At 69.2% G+C, this 16,605-nt stretch carries 17 protein-coding genes; 11 read left to right on the top strand and 6 right to left on the bottom strand.

The features are described from left to right. Positions 1-382 precede the first annotated feature (382 nt). Positions 383-865 carry a hypothetical protein gene (locus ACOCEP_RS32260; protein ID WP_482332957.1) on the top strand — a complete coding sequence of 161 codons (483 nt, stop codon included), beginning with the start codon at positions 383-385 and terminating at the stop codon, positions 863-865. 17 nt (positions 866-882) lie between these two features. Continuing rightward, positions 883-1,377: a hypothetical protein gene (locus ACOCEP_RS32255; protein WP_482332955.1), complete on the top strand. Its 495-nt coding sequence runs from the start codon at positions 883-885 to the stop codon at positions 1,375-1,377. Positions 1,378-1,429: 52 nt separating this feature from the next. Here ACOCEP_RS32255 and ACOCEP_RS32250 read toward each other — a convergent pair whose 3' ends face one another. Both ACOCEP_RS32250 and ACOCEP_RS32245 read right to left on the bottom strand, forming a co-directional pair. After that, positions 1,430-1,660, bottom strand: a complete 231-nt coding sequence (locus ACOCEP_RS32250; protein WP_482332954.1) for a hypothetical protein — start codon at positions 1,658-1,660, stop codon at positions 1,430-1,432. A 138-nt stretch (positions 1,661-1,798) separates the two neighbouring features. Further along, positions 1,799-2,605 carry a hypothetical protein gene (locus tag ACOCEP_RS32245; RefSeq protein ID WP_482332952.1) on the bottom strand — a complete coding sequence of 269 codons (807 nt, stop codon included), beginning with the start codon at positions 2,603-2,605 and terminating at the stop codon, positions 1,799-1,801. Between the two features lie 298 nt (positions 2,606-2,903). Here ACOCEP_RS32245 and ACOCEP_RS32240 point away from each other — a divergent pair, with 298 nt between their 5' ends. From ACOCEP_RS32240 to ACOCEP_RS32225, 4 genes are read left to right on the top strand one after another with little or no spacing between them, the layout of a single operon-like run. After that, positions 2,904-4,226: a M20/M25/M40 family metallo-hydrolase gene (locus ACOCEP_RS32240; RefSeq protein WP_482332950.1), complete on the top strand. Its 1,323-nt coding sequence runs from the start codon at positions 2,904-2,906 to the stop codon at positions 4,224-4,226. Then, a complete protein-coding gene (locus tag ACOCEP_RS32235; RefSeq protein ID WP_482332948.1) occupies positions 4,226-5,107 on the top strand; it encodes an alpha/beta fold hydrolase in 882 nt (293 codons plus the stop codon). The genes ACOCEP_RS32240 and ACOCEP_RS32235 overlap by 1 nt, the downstream gene beginning before the upstream one ends. A 40-nt stretch (positions 5,108-5,147) precedes the next feature. Beyond that, positions 5,148-5,738 carry a winged helix-turn-helix domain-containing protein gene (locus tag ACOCEP_RS32230; RefSeq protein WP_125695063.1) on the top strand — a complete coding sequence of 197 codons (591 nt, stop codon included), beginning with the start codon at positions 5,148-5,150 and terminating at the stop codon, positions 5,736-5,738. Continuing rightward, the gene (locus ACOCEP_RS32225) at positions 5,739-6,485 is read left to right on the top strand and encodes an SRPBCC family protein (RefSeq protein ID WP_482332947.1); all 747 of its coding nucleotides are present in this window, start codon (positions 5,739-5,741) and stop codon (positions 6,483-6,485) included. Positions 6,486-6,621: 136 nt separating this feature from the next. On the opposite strand, the gene ACOCEP_RS32220 is transcribed toward ACOCEP_RS32225, so the two are convergent. The 3 genes from ACOCEP_RS32220 to ACOCEP_RS32210 form a co-directional block, all read right to left on the bottom strand. Further along, a complete protein-coding gene (locus ACOCEP_RS32220; protein ID WP_016334446.1) occupies positions 6,622-6,843 on the bottom strand; it encodes a DUF5703 family protein in 222 nt (73 codons plus the stop codon). Continuing rightward, the gene (locus ACOCEP_RS32215) at positions 6,840-7,853 is read right to left on the bottom strand and encodes a YncE family protein (protein ID WP_482332946.1); all 1,014 of its coding nucleotides are present in this window, start codon (positions 7,851-7,853) and stop codon (positions 6,840-6,842) included. Before ACOCEP_RS32215 ends, ACOCEP_RS32220 begins: the two co-directional genes overlap by 4 nt. A gap of 113 nt (positions 7,854-7,966) precedes the next feature. Beyond that, a complete protein-coding gene (locus ACOCEP_RS32210; RefSeq protein WP_482332945.1) occupies positions 7,967-8,932 on the bottom strand; it encodes an aldo/keto reductase in 966 nt (321 codons plus the stop codon). A gap of 137 nt (positions 8,933-9,069) precedes the next feature. Here ACOCEP_RS32210 and ACOCEP_RS32205 point away from each other — a divergent pair, with 137 nt between their 5' ends. The 4 genes from ACOCEP_RS32205 (at position 9,070) to ACOCEP_RS32190 (ending at position 13,918) form a co-directional block, all read left to right on the top strand. Then, entirely contained in the window at positions 9,070-10,116 is a 1,047-nt protein-coding gene (locus tag ACOCEP_RS32205) for an LLM class F420-dependent oxidoreductase (RefSeq protein WP_482332944.1), read from the top strand. Beyond that, the gene (locus ACOCEP_RS32200) at positions 10,116-10,955 is read left to right on the top strand and encodes an undecaprenyl-diphosphate phosphatase (RefSeq protein WP_482332943.1); all 840 of its coding nucleotides are present in this window, start codon (positions 10,116-10,118) and stop codon (positions 10,953-10,955) included. The genes ACOCEP_RS32205 and ACOCEP_RS32200 overlap by 1 nt, the downstream gene beginning before the upstream one ends. 106 nt (positions 10,956-11,061) lie before the next feature. After that, complete coding sequence (locus ACOCEP_RS32195) at positions 11,062-11,772, top strand: histidine phosphatase family protein (RefSeq protein ID WP_482332942.1); 711 nt, start codon at positions 11,062-11,064, stop codon at positions 11,770-11,772. Positions 11,773-11,875: 103 nt separating this feature from the next. After that, positions 11,876-13,918: a M3 family metallopeptidase gene (locus tag ACOCEP_RS32190; protein WP_482332941.1), complete on the top strand. Its 2,043-nt coding sequence runs from the start codon at positions 11,876-11,878 to the stop codon at positions 13,916-13,918. Positions 13,919-13,974: 56 nt separating this feature from the next. Here ACOCEP_RS32190 and ACOCEP_RS32185 read toward each other — a convergent pair whose 3' ends face one another. Next, positions 13,975-15,198: an aminotransferase class V-fold PLP-dependent enzyme gene (locus ACOCEP_RS32185; protein ID WP_482332940.1), complete on the bottom strand. Its 1,224-nt coding sequence runs from the start codon at positions 15,196-15,198 to the stop codon at positions 13,975-13,977. Here ACOCEP_RS32185 and ACOCEP_RS32180 point away from each other — a divergent pair. Then, positions 15,197-16,579 carry an aminotransferase-like domain-containing protein gene (locus tag ACOCEP_RS32180; RefSeq protein WP_482332939.1) on the top strand — a complete coding sequence of 461 codons (1,383 nt, stop codon included), beginning with the start codon at positions 15,197-15,199 and terminating at the stop codon, positions 16,577-16,579. The genes ACOCEP_RS32185 and ACOCEP_RS32180 overlap by 2 nt on opposite strands. Positions 16,580-16,605 lie beyond the last annotated feature (26 nt).

Below are 16,605 nucleotides of genomic sequence, written 5' to 3'. Positions count from 1 at the left end.
TTGCTCTCGCGAGGAGCGATCGAAGATTTTCACCACGTTGGCACCCTGTCAAAAAACGATTTCCCGGGTCGCCGGCGAGTCGTGAATCTTCCCACGATAAACACGTAAGTCTTTCGTGTTTTGCGTCGGGGGTGGGCTTTGGAAGTGTTGCCACTGTGCGTAGCGGGCTCGACGTGGGCCAATGTGGAAGCTAAGCCTCCGCTACGGCAAGTGGGCGGGAGCGTGACACGAACCGGTGATCCACACGGCACGAATGGTGAGTCGGTGAGAATCACCGATACGGGTGACGTCCCCGGCATCCGATAGCACGAAGGAAGACGCTTCACTTCCGCCGGTTGCGGGACGGTGATCGTTCACGCACTCACCGGAAAAGGGGTTTCCTGTGTTTCGTCGAACAATCGCGACCGTCTCGGTCGGGCTGGCAGCCGCGTTCGGGCTGACACTGGCGGCGGATTCGGCCGCGGCCGACACCGTCACCCATACCTGGCGTTGTTATCCGGGACCTTCCATCCGGACCGTGTACGTGACCGTCACAGCACCGGCCACCGTGAAGAAGAACGTGGCCACAGCGGTTTTCGTCAAGACCGAAGACAGTGAGCCGTACCCGGGCCCGAATCCGGGTACGCCTCGCTCCACCGGCCGGCTCCTGCTGGGTGGCGCGGGCAGCGGCACCGTCAACTTCCCCCTGAGTTCACCGACCGTCCTCCAGCCGGGCGATCCGTGGGTCATGGAGGGGACGGCGAACGTCACCTTCACCAGTACGGGCACGGGCACCCTCACCCTGAACGGCCATGGCGTTCCTCCGTACTTCAACTGTGGGCAGACCGATCCGCCCGTGGCCGAGACCGTGACCGTGCAGCCTTGACCGGAAAGGACCTTCCCATGCTCCGTCGAAAGATCGCGGCCGTCGCCGTCGCCGTGGCCACCGGGTTCGGGCTGACCGTGACGGCCGGTGCCGCCTCCGCCGGCACCGTGACCCAGACCTGCCAGCCCTACAGCGGACCGAGAACGTTGCACGTGACGATCACGGCGCCGGCCACCGTGGCCCGCGGGGTGCCCGTGCCGGTCTTCGTCAAGGTCGACGGCGTCGAGCCATGGCCGAATTCTGAGCTGTCGGCGGGGTCGGCCTGGCTGGTCGGCTTCCTGAGACAGGGAGGGGTGGGCACCGGCGAGGTCAAGATCGACACGCTGAGGAACCCGGCCGCGATTCCGACCGGTGGGCACTTCAGTATCGAGGGCACACAGCAGGTCACCTTCTCGACTCCAGGCACCGTCACCCTCGGCCTTCATCGCTTCGGCAGGCCGCTCACCTATTGGTGGTGTGCCTTGCCCGCGGACCAGCAGCCGCCGGTGGCCGCGACCGTGACGGTGACCTGACCCGCCCGGCTCCGGTGACGCGAATCCGCGTCACCGGAGCCGGTACCGCGGGCTACCGCTTGACGTAGAGGTCCCAGGACCAGGTCGACGCGGAGCAGAAGTAGGCCGGCCACCGGCCGGCCTGCTGGCCGGAGTGGCCGTTGATCCGGCAGTCGCCCTCGGTCGACCAGCTGGACTCGTAGTAGTACCTCGGATCGACACCCGCGCTCGCCGGCTGGGCGAACGCGATCGTCGACGCCAGCGCGCCGAGGACGGCGGCGGTCGCCGCGATCTTGTTCTTCACTTGTGCAGCCCCAGTTCTCTTCTTGGAACACTTGCGTGCACAAGTAATCACGAATCGGTGCCGCTTGTCCGCCGAACGGGCGAGATCGGCGATACAGGCACCGATGACCGACGTACTCGCGCGGGGCGAAGAGCCGGTTCAGCCGCCGATCCGCGACGAAGGGTGGATCGGCGCGCCGGATTCGAACAGTTCCAGGGGCAGCGTGCTGACCGTGTTCGTCTTCGGGTCGAGGTGACGACAAGAGATGCCAGGTACGTGGATCCACTGGCCCACGACCGAGGAACCGGAAGGCCTTCGTTTGGTGGAGCCGAATTCGAAGCGGACATGCGCGGGCATGTCGCAGGCTTCGTACTCGGTGACGTTCTGGTGCCGGAGCACGGTCTCGACCCGGTCGCGGACGATCGGTCCGGCGGTGAGGTCCGCGCGGTAGGAGATCGTGCCCGCTTCGGTACGCCCGTCGGTCAGTCCGTTGCCCTGGAACTTGATGTCGCGCAGGACGTACTCGTAACCCTCGCCGAGGTAGGTGACCGTGCAGGTCGCCGTCGTGGTGCGGCTGGGATTGAAAGCGGGACAGGACGAGCGTGCGCCAGGGTCGACGTGGTTGGCGAAGTCGGTGACCTTTTCCAGGGCTTCCCAGGCGATCCGCTCCCGCACGGGGGCGAAGGTGTCGGGTTTGGGTGGGAGGCCGCTCATGTCCGGCTCGGGGTAGACCTTCGGGATGGTGCCGCGGCGCAGGGTCGAAAGATCGACCGGCGGCGCGGTGCTGGTGGGCGCGGCGCTCGCCGGGGACGACGGTGACGTGGTGGGCTGAGGCGTGGGGGCCGGCGGGCTGCCGCAGGCGGATGCGAAAAGGAGCAGTGCCGCTCCCGTCGGGACGAGGAGGCCGGACGAGCGGACAGGCTTCCGGCGGCCGAGGACGGCGGCTTTCACGCCAGCACGGATCACGCCGGTCAACTCCGATCTCGCCCTCGTGGTGACCAGGTCGCCCGGTCCGTTCTGACCGAAGCTAACAGGGGAGCGGCCGTGAGGTGGCCGTGAGAATTGCCGTCATCGGCGGCGTTCGTCCAGCACGCGGTGGTTCCTCGACATCGAGCCGATGTGATCATCCGTCGAAGGCTTGAGCGGAACCGTGCGTCCCTCCGGCCGCACTCCCGCGGTGCCGTCGGCGGGAGTGGGCGGTCACACGCCGTCCACCAAGCGGTGGCAGCGGGTCGGACGGCTCCGCCAATGGTAGGAATGCCTGGTGACCGAACCGAATCTGATCGAAGCAGCCGCCGAAGAGGCAGTCACCCTCACCAGTGAACTGATCCGCATCGACACCACCAACACGGGTGACCCCGACACGCTCGTGGGCGAACGCGCGGCGGCGGAGTACGTCGCCGAGAAGCTCACCGACGCGGGCTACGAGATCACCTACGTCGAGTCCGGCGGCAAGAACCGCCACAACGTGATCGTCCGGCTGCCGGGCGCCGACCCCTCGCGTGGCGCGCTCCTGATCCACGGTCACCTCGACGCCGTCCCGGCCGACGCCTCGGAGTGGTCGGTGCACCCGTTCTCCGGCGCGATCCAGGACGACTACGTCTGGGGCCGCGGCGCGGTCGACATGAAGGACATGTGCGGCATGGCGCTCGCACTGGCCCGCCACTACAAGATCAACGGCATCGTCCCGCCGCGCGACCTCGTCTTCGCCTTCCTCGCCGACGAGGAGGCAGGCGGAAAGTACGGCGCGCAGTGGCTGGTCGAGAACCGGCCCGAACTGTTCGAGGGTGTCACCGAGGCGATCAGTGAGGTCGGTGGTTTCTCGATCACGCTGAAGGACAACGTCCGCGCGTACCTCATCGAGACGGCCGAAAAGGGCATCCGCTGGATGAAACTGCGGGTGCGCGGTACCGCGGGCCACGGCTCGATGATCCACCGCGACAACGCCGTCACCAAGCTGTCCGAGGCCGTCGCCAGGCTGGGCAACCACCGCTTCCCGCTGGTCATGACCGACTCCGTCCGCGAGTTCCTGGACGGTGTCACCGAGATCACCGGCTGGGACTTCCCCGAGGACGACATCGAGGGATCCGTCGCCAAGCTCGGGAACATCTCCCGGATGATCGGCGCGACCCTGCGCGACACGGCGAACCCGACGATGCTCACCGCGGGCTACAAGTCGAACGTCATCCCGTCCGTCGCGGAGGCTTCGGTCGACTGCCGGATCCTTCCCGGCAGGCTCGAAGCGTTCAACGCCGAACTGGACGAGATCCTCGGCCCGGACATCGAGAAGGAGTGGATGGAGCTGCCGCCGGTCGAGACGACCTTCGACGGTGCCCTGGTCGACGCGATGACCAACGCGGTCCTCGCCGAGGACCCTGGCGCCCGCACGCTCCCGTACATGCTCTCCGGCGGCACCGACGCCAAGTCCTTCCAGACGCTCGGGATCCGCAACTTCGGGTTCGCCCCGCTGCGGCTGCCCGCGGACCTCGACTTCTCCGCCCTGTTCCACGGGGTCGACGAGCGGGTCCCGGTCGACGCGCTGAAGTTCGGCGTGCGGGTGCTCGACCGCTTCCTCCGTTCTGCCTGATGCCCGGTCTGCTGGCCGCCGACGGAACACCCCTGCACTTCGAGCGCTGGGGTGATCCGTCCGCGCCGGTGACCGTGGTGCTCCTTCACGGGTACGCCCTCGACAGGCGAAGCTGGCGTGCCATCGCGCCGGTGCTGGCCGAGGCGTCCCCGGAGGAACCGCTGGCCGTGGTGGCCTACGACCAGCGCGGCCACGGCGAATCCGGTGAGGTCCGGGCCTCGTCGGCGACCATGGGGCACCTCGCCGACGATCTGGCCGAGGTGCTGGAGAAGGTGGTCCCCGGCGGCAAGGTGGTCCTGGTCGGCCACGACATGGGCGGGCTCGCGATCCTGTCGCTCGCCCAACGCCATCCGGACGTCTTCACGGCCCGCGTGGCGGGAATCGGGTTGCTCGCCATGTCGGCGGGCGGTGTCACGCCGGACGCGATCTGGCCGAACGCGCTCGGGAAACTCGGGCGGGATCTGGAGATCGTCTTCGGGACGAAGCTGATCGGCCTGGTGCGGGAGCATACGAGCAAGGCGGTGACCGCCGGGCTGCGGTGGTGGCTCTTCGGGGACGACCCGGTGGCCGCCGACGTGGAGCTGACCGTGCGGATGATCCGCGGCAACTGGCCACAGACGGTCTCCGCGTTCCGCCCCGCGCTGGACGCCTACACCCGGGAATCGGCGTTGTCGCAGGTCGGTGCGGTTCCGGTGACGGCGATAGTGGGGGAGCGGGACAAGCTCGTGCCGACGGCGGACGTCGAGGAGCTGGCGGGCGCGGTGGAGAACGGGACGGCCGTGGTGCTGCCGGGCGTCGGGCACGTCGTGCCGCTCGAAGCGGCTCCGCAGGTGATTCCCCGCCTTCTGGCGCTGGCCAACCAGGCTCGCCGACAAGCCTGACTGTCTTGACAAAATCTGTTTTCGGTGACACGGTTCCGGCATGTTCTCCGTTGCGGTGATCGAGGACGCGGAGGCGGCCGAAGTGTCGCTGGATCCGGTCCGGGCCAGGCTGCTCGCCGAACTCGCGGAGCCGGCGTCGGCCACGATGCTGGCCGCGCGGGTGGACCTGCCGAGACAGAAGGTGAACTACCACCTTCGCGCGCTCGAAAAGCACGGGCTGGTCGAGCTCGTCGAGGAGCGGCGGAAGGGCAACGTCACCGAGCGCATGATGCGCGCGACGGCGTCCTCGTACGTCATCTCGCCGACGGCGCTTTCGGCGGTGCAGCCTGATCCGGCCCAGTCGCCGGACCGGCTGTCCGCACGCTGGCTGCTCGCCGTGGCGGGCAGGTTGGTGCGCGACGTCGGCCTCCTGATCACCGGCGCGACCAAGGCGCGCAAACGGGTCGCGACCTTCGCGATCGACGGCGAGGTGCGGTTCTCCTCCGCCGCGGACCGGGCCGCGTTCGCCGAAGAGCTGACCGTCGCGATCACGAACCTGGTGAGCAAGTATCACGACGAAGGCGCCGAGCAGGGCCGCGACCACCGGATCGTCGTCGCCGTCCACCCGAGTGTCAAAACCGAGGAGCGCTGAGTGGGTCACGAATTCGAGATCACCGACCGGGTCGAGGTCGACGCGACACCGGAACAGGTCTGGGACGCCATCGCGACCGGGCCGGGGATCACGTCCTGGTTCATGGGGCGCAACGAGGTCGACGGAGGCGTCGGAGGAACGGTGAAAACCGCTTTCGGCGGCTTCGAGCCCACCTCGGCGATCACGTCGTGGGACCCGCTGGAGCGGCTCGTCTACGGCACGGAACCCGCCCCGGACGGACGCTTCGTCGCCTACGAGTTCCTCATCGAGGGCCGGTCCGGCGGCAGCACCGTGCTGCGGACCGTGACGAGCGGCTTCCTCCCCGGCGACGACTGGGAAGACGAGTTCGAGGCGATGACCGCCGGCGGTCAGCTGTTCCTTCGCACCCTCGTCGAATATCTCGACCGCTTCGCCGGCCGGAAGGCCGTTCCGGTGACGGTGTTCGGGCCGGTGATCGCGGACTGGGACAGCGCCTGGCTGACGCTCGGCAGGGAGCTCGGCCTCGCCGGACGGCCGGAGGCGGGGGACCGGGTCCGGCTGTCCACCGGCCCGGTGTCCACTGTGGACGGCGAGGTCTACTTCGCGAACGCGCAGACGGTCGGGATCCGGACCGGGGACGCGCTACTGAGGTTCGTCCGCGGCTTCGCCGGGCCGATGTGCGCGATGCATCACCTGTTCGGCGATGTCGATTCCGCGGAACAGGACGCGCTGTGGGCCGGCTGGCTGGACCGGGTCTTCAAGAGCTGAAGGGGCCTTTCCTCACGCGTGCCAAGTACGTGAAGGCCCCCTTCATTGCGCTAGACGCAATGAAGGGGGCCTTCACGTACTGCAGGCGATCACCCGCCGGCACGAAGCCGGTCGGGACCATACCCTCGGCCGGCTTTCAGGTGATGAGGCCGGGCAGGGGTGTGGCGGTGCGCTTGCGGCGCAACCACACCCTCCGCGTCCCATCGGAGTAGAGCCGCACGGTCGACAGCTCCCAACCGGCGAACTCGGCGTGGATCGACAGCTGCGTCGCCGCCGCCCGCCGGGAGACACCGGGCGGAAGCTGCAACCGCCGGTACTCCCAATCCCCTTCGACCACCGCCTCGTCCACCACTGTCATGGCGTGATCACCTGGATCCCTTCTCCGATGGCCGAGCCCACGACCACACGGCCGCCCTGCTCGTCGACGGTGACCGAATCTGGCTGCCGCACGGTGGGGAACCGGTGCTTCTCGATCGGTTCTCCGCCGCGGACGTCGAAACCGACGACCTCGTTGCGTTCGGTGAGCGTGACCCAGGCGAGGCCACGGGCGCGGTCGTAGGCGATGCCGTACGCCCCGCCGGGAACGGGATAGCGCTGGCGCAGCAGCAACGGCGTCGTGGAGAAAGCCAGCAGCGCGCCCGCCCGCGCGTCGGTGACGAAGACCCGTCCGAGATCGTCGGTGACGGCGTTGGCCGCGCCGTCGCCCGCCCGTAGGCCCTCGCCGATCTTGCCGCCGTCGACGTCGACGGCGAAGAGGGCGGTGCGGAGCTTGTCGAGTACGACCACCCCGTCACCGGTACTCAGGACGTCGTCGGCGCTGTAGATCTGGCCGGTGATGGTCTTCGGCCCCGCGTTCTTCGACAGCACCTCGACGGCCTTGCGGTCCCGCACCGAGACCAGCGTCGCGTCACCGGCGGCGAGACCGGCCGACGGCTGCCCGGCGACCGGGACCGTCTCCAGCGCGCCACCAGGCAGCGAGACCTTCGCCAGCAGGCTCTTGCCAGGGACGCTGGCGAGCACCTGGGATCCGGAGACGGTGAGCCGCTCGGCCGGGCCTGGCAAGGCCACAGTCGCCTTCGGGGCGTCCAGGGCGGCGAGATCGTAGATGCGCAGCGAAGGCGGCTCCGAGACGGCGACGACCAGCGTCTTGCTCACCTCGTCGGTCACCAGCGCCTTCACGCCCGGCACCGCGAACACCGACCCCGCCGGCTTGACCGTCACCGCGGGGGAGGCCGCCGCGGTCACCGCGACGGGGTTCTGCACGATCTGCAAGGAGTCGTTGGGCGTGTCGTCCGTACTACAGGACGAGAGCACCAGGACACCGGCGAGCGGGATCGCGATCCGGGAAACGGCGGACAGCCGACCCACCTTGGTGCCTCCACCTGCTACTCGTCGTACGGACCTGTCCAGCATCCTCCAGGAAATCCACCACGTCACGTCAGCGTCACCCAACAGTCACCTAATCCAGTATTCGAGACGGCTCACAGGCCGCGTTCCGGGTACCCGACCTCGATCGCGCTCACGTCGTCGAGTGCCGAGCGGATGGCGGGCGGGAGGGTGATCTCCTCGGCCGTGAGCGAACCGGTCAGCTGACCGGTGTCACGGGCTCCGACCACGGGCGCGACCACTCCGGGCCGGTCGCGGACCCACGCCAGCGCGACGGCCAGCGGCGAGGTGCCGAGGCCGTCCGCGGCCGTCGCGACCGCCTGCACGATCCGGGCCGCGCGATCGGTCCGGTGATGTTCGACATAGCCCGCGAAAACACTCGAAGCGCCGCGCGAATCGGCGGGGGTCCCCGTGCGGTACTTGCCGGTGAGCACACCTCGACCGAGCGGCGCCCACGGCAGGAGCCCGATGCCGTGGTGCTCCGCCGCCGGGACGACTTCGCGATCGACCCCGCGCTCCAGCAGCGAGTACTCGACCTGCGTCGAGACCAGCGGCGCGATGGCGGAGCTCCGGGCCGCGGCGGTCGCGAGCTGCCAGCCCGAGTAGTTGGAGACGCCGACGTAGCGGACCTTCCCGCTGGTCACGGCGTACTCGAGGGCGGCGAGCGTCTCGTCGACCGGCACGGTGGTGTCCCACGCGTGCAGCTGCCACAGGTCGATGTGGTCGGTGCCGAGCCGTCGCAGCGAGCCTTCGAGTGCGCTCAGCAGGGCACCGCGCGAGGCTCCGCCCCCGAACGGGCCGTCGGTGCGGCGGGCGACGGCCTTGGTGGCGAGCACGATGTCGTCCCGGGGGACGAGGTCGCCGAGGAGCGCGCCGAGGACGCGTTCGCTTTCGCCCTCGCCGTAGATGTCGGCGGTGTCGACCAGGGTGCCCCCGGCGTCGACGAACGCGACCAGCTGGCTGGCCGCCTCCTCCGAGTCGGTGTCGCCACCCCACGTCATGGTCCCGAGGGCCATCCGCGAGACCCGAAGTCCCGACCGGCCGAGCTGTCGCTTTTCCACGACGGGCGAGCCTAGCCGGAAGGCAAGTGCGGGACGCGGAGCAGGTGAGCGTGTCGTGATCGAGTACCACCGTGCGGGTCATCGCCGTGTCAACACCCTGAACGGAGGAGTGACTCTCCGGTGGATACATTCACGCCGTGCGACTCGGACTGAACTTGGGCTATTGGGGCGCGGGGAACGACGCGGCCAACCTGGCATTGGCGAAGAAGGCGGACGAACTGGACTACGCGGTCGTCTGGGCCGCGGAGGCCTACGGGTCGGACGCGCCGACGGTGCTCTCGTGGGTGGCGGCGCAGACCTCACGGATCGACGTGGGCAGCGCGGTGCTCCAGATCCCCGCGCGGACACCGGCGATGACCGCCATGACCGCCGCGACCCTGGACACGCTTTCGGGTGGCCGGTTCCGTCTCGGCCTCGGGGTTTCCGGCCCGCAGGTCTCCGAGGGCTGGCACGGCGTGAAGTTCGCGTCGCCGCTCGGCCGCACCCGCGAATACGTCGAGATCGTCCGCAAGGCGCTGAGCCGCGAGCGCGTCCGATTCGACGGTGACCACTTTCAGCTGCCGCTGCCTGGCGGGCCGGGCAAGGCGCTGACCCTGACCGTGCACCCCGTACGCGACGAAATCCCGGTGTACCTGGCCGCCATCGGCCCGAAGAACCTCGAACTGACCGGCGAGATCGCGAACGGCTGGCTGCCGGTGTTCTACTCGCCCGACCACGCCGGTGAGCAGCTGAAACTGATCCAGGCCGGCGCGGACAAGGCCGGGCGCACCCTCGATGGCTTCGACGTCGTCCCCACCGTCCCGCTCGTGGTCGGCGACGACTGGAAGGCCTGCGCCGACGCGGTCCGCGGGTACGCGGCGCTGTACATCGGTGGGATGGGCAGCCGGGAGAAGAACTTCTACAACCAGCTCGCCTGCCGCATGGGCTTCGAGCGCGAAGCGGCCGACGTCCAGCAGAAGTACCTGGGCAGGGACTACGAGGGCGCCATGAAGGCCGTCCCGCTGGAGTTCATCGACGCGACGTCGCTGCTGGGCCCGAAGGAGCGCATCGCCGACCGGATGCGGGCCTTCGCCGGGTCCGGCGTCACGACGCTGACCGTCGCGCCCGCCATGCCGGATCCGGAGGGCTCCGCACACGCCCTCGAGGTCGCGGCCGAGGCGATCGAAACGGCCGGTGTCGCCTGATGGGCTGGTTCGAAGCGCTGGTCCTCGGGCTCGTCCAGGGCCTGACGGAGTTCCTGCCGATCTCCTCCAGCGCGCACCTGCGGATCACCGCGGCGCTCGCCGGCTGGGACGACCCGGGCGCCGCGTTCACCGCGGTGACCCAGATCGGTACCGAACTCGCGGTCATCCTGTACTTCTCGGCCAAGATCGGGAGGATCCTGCGCGCCTGGTTCTTCTCGATCTACAAGAAGGACTGGCGCCAGGACCCCGACGCGCGGCTGGGCTGGCTGATCATCGTCGGCTCGCTGCCGATCGTGGTGCTGGGCCTGCTGCTGCAGGACGCTATCGACGAAACCTTCCGTGACCTGCGGATCACCGCGACGACCCTGATCGTGTTCGGCTTGATCCTGCTGGTGGCCGACCGCATCGGGAAGCAGCAGCGGACCCTCGACCATCTGACCGTGCCGCACGGCCTCGGCTTCGGGTTCGCCCAGGCGCTGGCGCTGATCCCGGGTGTCTCGCGTTCCGGTGGCACCACCAGCGCCGGGCTGCTGCTCGGCTACACCCGCGCGGAGGCGGCGGAGTACTCGTTCCTGCTGGCCCTGCCCGCGGTGTTCGGCTCGGGCCTGTACAAGCTGACCGACATCGGCAAGGACGGCGCCCCGGCTCAGTGGGGCCCGACGATCCTGGCGACGCTGGTCGCGTTCGGCGTCGGGTACGCCGTCATCGCCTGGCTGATGTCCTACATCAAGACCAAGAGCTTCGTGCCGTTCGTGATCTACCGGCTCGTGCTCGGTGTCCTGCTGTTCGTGCTGATCTTCACCGGTGTCCTCGACCCCGGTGCCGGCCCGCACCTGTAACCCCCGGCGCGTTTCGTCCTCTGGATGCGGTCCTTGCGCGTGCAAGTACCGCATCCAGAGGACGAAACGCGGGAGTGGGCAAAGCACGACACGTAGGGTGGGCCACGTGAGTACTGTGATCCTTCTGCGCCACGGCAAGTCCACGGCGAACGGTTCGGGCGTCCTGGCCGGGCGCACGCCCAAGGTCGGCCTGGACGACACGGGCCGGGCGCAGGCGGCCGCCCTCGTCGAGCGCCTGGCGCCGGTCCCGCTCGCGGAGCTGGTGGTCTCGCCGATGCTCCGCTGCCGTCAGACGGTCGCGAAGCTGGCCGAGGCACGCGGTCTGGACAAGCTCAAAGAGCCCGGTTTGTCCGAAGTGGACTACGGCGACTGGACCGGGCGCGCGCTCAAGGATCTGTTCAAGGAACCCCTGTGGCGCGTCGTGCAGGCGCATCCCTCGGCGGCGGTCTTCCCCGGCGGCGAAGGGCTCGCCGAGATGCAGGCGCGCGCGGTCGCGGCCGTGCGCGCGCACGACGCGAGGATCACCGCGAAGCACGGCGAGAACGCGGTGTGGCTCTTATGCAGCCATGGCGATGTGATCAAGGCGATCCTCGCCGACGCGCTCGGCCAGCATCTCGATTCCTTCCAGCGGATCGTGGTCGACCCGGCGTCGGTTTCGGTCGTCCGGTACACCGAGACTCGTCCGTTCGTGTTGCGCGTCAACGACAACGGCGGTGACCTCGCCGGGATCGCACCGCCGCCCTCCAAGGCAAAACCCAAGCGTGGCAAGGGAAAACAAAGCTCCGACGCGGTGGTCGGCGGTACCACCGGAGCGTGACCACTTCCCGTCCGCGGTGTCACGCCACGGACGGCATCCACCGGCCCCTCGCTGCCCGTAAGGTGGCGAGACCAGCAGATTCGACGACCCGGGAGCAACACCGATGATTTCGCAGGACAACCCGTTCGCCGCGCCGAGTGAGCTGCCCTACGCCCTGCCACCGTTCGACCGGATCGCCGACGAGCACTTCCTTCCCGCCTTCGAAGCGGGACTTGCCGAGCACGCCGCGGAGATCGAGGAGATCGCCGGTTCGGCCGAGCCGCCGACCTTCGAGAACACCATCGTCGCGCTCGAAAAGTCCGGCAGGCTGTTGTCCCGCGTCTCGAGCGTGTTCTTCAACCTCGCCGGGTCGAACGCGAGTGACGAGATCCAGCGCGTGCAGGCCGAGATGGCGCCGCGGCTGGCCGCGCACGCCGACGCCGTCAACCTGAACCCGGCGTTGTTCGCGAGGATCAACTCCCTGTTCGAGCGCCGGGACGAACTCGGCCTCGACACCGAGTCGCTGCGCCTGCTGGAACGCCACCACACCGACGTGCGGCGCGCCGGCGCCGGCCTCCCCGAGGCCGACCAGAAGCGCCTACGCGAGCTGAACGAGCAGCTTTCGACGCTGTCGACCCGGTTCCAGCAGAACCTGCTCAAGGACACCAACGAACTGGCCGTGGTGGTCCACGACGTCGCGGAACTCGCGGGCCTCGGTGAGGACGAGATCGCCACGGCCGCCGAAACCGCCGGAGAGGAGGGCGAGTACGTCCTCAAACTGACCCTGCCGACCGCGCAGGCGGCGCTGGCTTCGTTGGAGGACCGCGCGCTGCGCGAGCGGATCTTCACCGCGTCGGTCTCCCGTGGCAACCGGGGCAACGAGTTCGACAACAACGAGGTCGTGGCCCAGCTGGTCAGGTTGCGTGCCGAGCGGGCCGCCGTGCTCGGCTTCCCCGACCATGCCTCGTACGTCATCGAGGACGAGACCGCGAAGACCGCCGAGGCCGCTGTCGGTCTCCTGGAACGGCTCGCGCCCGTCGCGGTCGCCAACGCCAAGGCGGAGGCCGAAGAGTTGCAGCGCTACCTCGAAGCGGACATCCCCGGCGCGATCCTGCGGCCGTGGGACTGGGCGTTCTACGCCGAACGCGTGCGCAAGGACCGGTTCGAGGTCGACACCGCCGCGCTGCGCCCGTACTTCGAGCTGAACCGGGTGCTGACCGACGGCGTCTTCTTCGCCGCGTCCAAGCTGTACGGCCTGAGCTTCACCGAGCGGGAAGACCTGCCGAAGTACCACCCCGAGGTCCGGATCTTCGAGGTCTTCGACGCCGACGGCGCGGAACTCGGCCTGTTCCTGCTCGACTACTACGCCCGCGACTCCAAGCGCGGCGGCGCCTGGATGAACAACTTCGTCGACCAGACGAGGCTGCTGGGCACGAAGACGGTCGTGGTGAACGTGCTCAACGTCGCCAAGCCGCCGGCGGGGGAGCCGACCCTGCTGACCTTCGACGAGGTCGTCACCGCGTTCCACGAGTTCGGGCACGCGCTGCACTCGCTGCTTTCGGAGGTCGAGTACCCGACGTTCTCGGGCACCAACGTGCCGCGTGACTTCGTCGAATACCCCTCGCAGGTCAACGAGATGTGGATGCTCTGGCCCGAGGTGCTGGCCAACTACGCCAAGCACCACGTGACCGGTGAGCCGCTGCCGCAGGAGCAGATCGACAAGCTCCTGGCGTCGCAGCAGTACGGCGAAGGCTTCTCGACCACCGAGTACCTCGCCGCGTCCCTCCTCGACCAGGCGTGGCACGCGCTGGGTACCGAGGACAACGTCGAGGACGTCCAGCGGTTCGAGGCCGAGGCGCTGACCAAGGCCGGTGTCGCGCTGGAAGCCGTGCCGCCGCGCTACCGCACCACCTACTTCGCGCACATCTTCAGCGGCGGCTACAGCGCCGGGTACTACTCCTACATCTGGAGCGAGGTCCTCGACGCCGACACCGTCCAGTGGTTCCGCGAGAACGGCGGGCTCACCAGGGAGAACGGCGACCACTTCCGCCGTGAGCTGCTCGGGCGGGGCGGCAGCGTCGACCCGATGGCCGCCTTCCGCGCGTTCCGCGGCCGCGACCCGGAGATCGAGCCGCTCCTGAAGCGGCGCGGCCTCGCGGGCGCTTGACGCCCTGACGGTTTCCCCGCCCGGACACCCCCAGTGTCCAGGCGGGGAAACCGCGCTCAAGCGGCCAGTTCGGCGACGGCCGCGGCCACGTCGTCCACCTCCCGCTCGGTGTTGTAGTAGTGCGGGCTCAGCCGCAGGCACCAGTCGACGTCCTTGTCCCCGAAGTCGAACTGCGCGAATTCCCGGTAGCTGAGCGCCGAGTTGATCCGGCGGGCGTCCATCGCCTCCTTGAACGGCACCGCCTCCCAGCCCTCGATGGAGAAGGTCACCAGCGCGCCCAACTCCGGGCCCCGGTCGAGTACTTCGACGCCTGGGATCGCGCCGAGCCCGTCCCGCAGCCTCGCCGCGAGGGCGGGGGTGCGCCGTGAGATCGCCTCCAGGCCGACCTCACGGGCGTACCGCGCGGCGGCAGCACAACCGAGCACGGTGGCGTAGGGGAATTCCCATTCTTCGAACCTCGAAGCGGACTTCGCCGGTTCGTACGCGCCGGGCGCGCTCCAGCGGGCGCCGTGCATGTCGATGAACAGCGGCTCGTGCCCGGCGTCGAGGAACCGGTCGGAGACGTACAGGAAACCGGAACCGCGCGGACCGCGCAGGAACTTGCGGCACGTCGAGGTGAGCAGATCGGCGCCGACCTCTTCGACGTCGAGGGGGTACTGGCCGATCGACTGGCAGGCGTCGACCAGGTAGGTCAGGCCGAGCTCCCGGCAGTACTTTCCGATCGCGGCGACGGGCTGGACGAGACCCGAGTTGGTCGGAACATGCGTGGCGGCCACCAGCTTCGGCTTCCTCGTGCGCATCAGTGCCGCCATCGCTTCGACGTCGACGCCGCCCTCCCGCGAGTCCGGCGCGTGCAGGACCTCGACTCCGAACCGCTTCCGCAGCGACAGGAACGCGATCTGGTTGGAGATGAAGTCGTTGCGGGTGGTGAGCACGATGTCGCCGGGTTCGAACCGGATCGACGACAACGCCGTGGAGTAGGCGTGAGTGGCACTCGCCGCGAAGGCGATGTTGCGGGGCCGTGCGTTGACGAGCGCGGCGATCCCGTCGTAGAAACCGGCGACCTCGGTCGCGCGGGCAGCGGCGGCCTCGTAGCCACCGATCTCCGCTTCGAGGTTCAGATGATCGAGCATCGCGGCCAGGACCGGCTTCGCCAGGAGCCCACAGCCCGCGTTGTTGAAGTGGACGACCTTCTCGCTGCCCGGGGTGTCGGCTCGCAGGGCCGGAACGTCCAGTAGTGATCCCGCCGGATTTCCAGTAGCACTATTATGTGGCTTCATGTCGGATAGTAGCACTTCCGCACTCGTCGCCCAGCTGCGTTCGCTCATCCGGACCGCGGCCGCGGGGGAGAGGTTGCCTAGTAGCCGGGAGTTGATCGAGCGCTATCGCGTCGGCCCCGGAACGGTCTCCCGCGCGATCGCCCTGCTGGCCGCCGAGGGCACGGTCGTGACCCGTCCCGGGAGCGGAACGTACGTCGCGACCAGGCCGACGGCCGCGGGCGAGCCGCTCGACACGGCATGGCAGACGGTCGCGCTGACCGATCGCAGCGTCGACACCAGATCCCTCACCGGTGTCCTCGGCCCGCCACCGGACGGCGCGATTCTTCTCGACGGCGGCTATCCGCATCGGTCGCTGCAGGCGACCCGCTTCCTGAGCGCGGCGCTGGCGCGGGCGGGCCGCCGCCCGGACGCGTGGGATCGCGCACCCGCCGCCGGCCTGCCCGCGCTGAGGTCGGTGTTCGCGGGGCCGGCCGGTGCGTCACCGGACGACGTCCTGATCACCGCGGGCGGGCAGAGCGGGCTGTCCATGGCGTTCCGGGCGATCGCGGCACCCGGCAGCCCGATCCTGGTCGAATCGCCGACCTATCCGGGAGCGCTCGCCGCCGCGCGGGCGGCGGGGCTCCGGCCGGTGCCGGTCCCGATCGACGACGGTGGGGTCCGTCCGGACCTGCTCGCCGAGGCGTTCGCGATGACCGGAGCCCGGCTCTTCTATTGCCAGCCCACCTTCCACAACCCGACCGGGACCGTGCTCGCGAGCGAACGGCGCCCGCATGTGCTGGACGTCGCCAGAGCGGCGGGCGCGTTCGTTCTGGAGGACGACTTCGCCCGGTATCTCTCCCATGGGGCGACCGCGCCCCGTCCGCTGATCGTCGACGACCGGGACGGCACGGTCGTCCATCTGACGTCGGTGACCAAGGCGGCGGCGCCGAGTCTTCGGATCGGCGCGCTGATCGCGCGGGGGCCGGTTCTCGACCGGATGAAGGCGATCCGGCGGGTCGACGACTTCTTCGTCTCCCGCCCGCTGCAGGAGGCCGCGCTCGAACTGCTCAGCGCGCCTTCCTGGGAACGTCACGTCCGGAGGCTCGGTTCCGAACTTCGGGAACGGTGCGCGAAAGCGGCCGCGGCGCTGGCGGAGAAGTGTCCCGAGTGGACTGTCACGCGGCTCCCCGCGGGCGGCCTGCACCTGTGGGTGCGACTACCGGCGGGGAGTGACGCGAACGTGCTCGCTCGCGCGGCGCGAGAGCGAGGGGTCGTGGTCGGGGCAGGGGAGAGGTTCTTCGCCACCGAGCCGTCCGGGCCTTTCCTCAGGCTGAGCTTCGCGGCCGCCGCCGATCTCGCCGAACTCGGCGAAGGCGTTCGGCGGCTCGACCAGAATGTATAACGATCTATACGGCGTGGCTGAGTCGA

The sequence above is a fragment of the Amycolatopsis sp. CA-211722 genome (genome assembly GCF_056828465.1).
The sequence above is the reverse complement of the archived record's forward strand: the minus strand, read 5'-3'. Positions and strand labels throughout refer to the sequence as shown.

Bases quoted from the DNA above. Each gene is read 5' to 3' on its own strand.
- ACOCEP_RS32255 (WP_482332955.1), top strand. From the start codon at position 883: ATGCTCCGTCGAAAGATCGCGGCCGTCGCCGTCGCCGTGGCCACCGGG.
- ACOCEP_RS32235 (WP_482332948.1), top strand. From the start codon at position 4,226: ATGCCCGGTCTGCTGGCCGCCGACGGAACACCCCTGCACTTCGAGCGC.
- ACOCEP_RS32230 (WP_125695063.1), top strand. From the start codon at position 5,148: ATGTTCTCCGTTGCGGTGATCGAGGACGCGGAGGCGGCCGAAGTGTCG.
- ACOCEP_RS32220 (WP_016334446.1), bottom strand. From the start codon at position 6,843: ATGACAGTGGTGGACGAGGCGGTGGTCGAAGGGGATTGGGAGTACCGG.
- ACOCEP_RS32200 (WP_482332943.1), top strand. From the start codon at position 10,116: ATGGGCTGGTTCGAAGCGCTGGTCCTCGGGCTCGTCCAGGGCCTGACG.
- ACOCEP_RS32190 (WP_482332941.1), top strand. From the start codon at position 11,876: ATGATTTCGCAGGACAACCCGTTCGCCGCGCCGAGTGAGCTGCCCTAC.
- ACOCEP_RS32180 (WP_482332939.1), top strand. From the start codon at position 15,197: ATGTCGGATAGTAGCACTTCCGCACTCGTCGCCCAGCTGCGTTCGCTC.
- ACOCEP_RS32185 (WP_482332940.1), bottom strand. From the start codon at position 15,198: ATGAAGCCACATAATAGTGCTACTGGAAATCCGGCGGGATCACTACTG.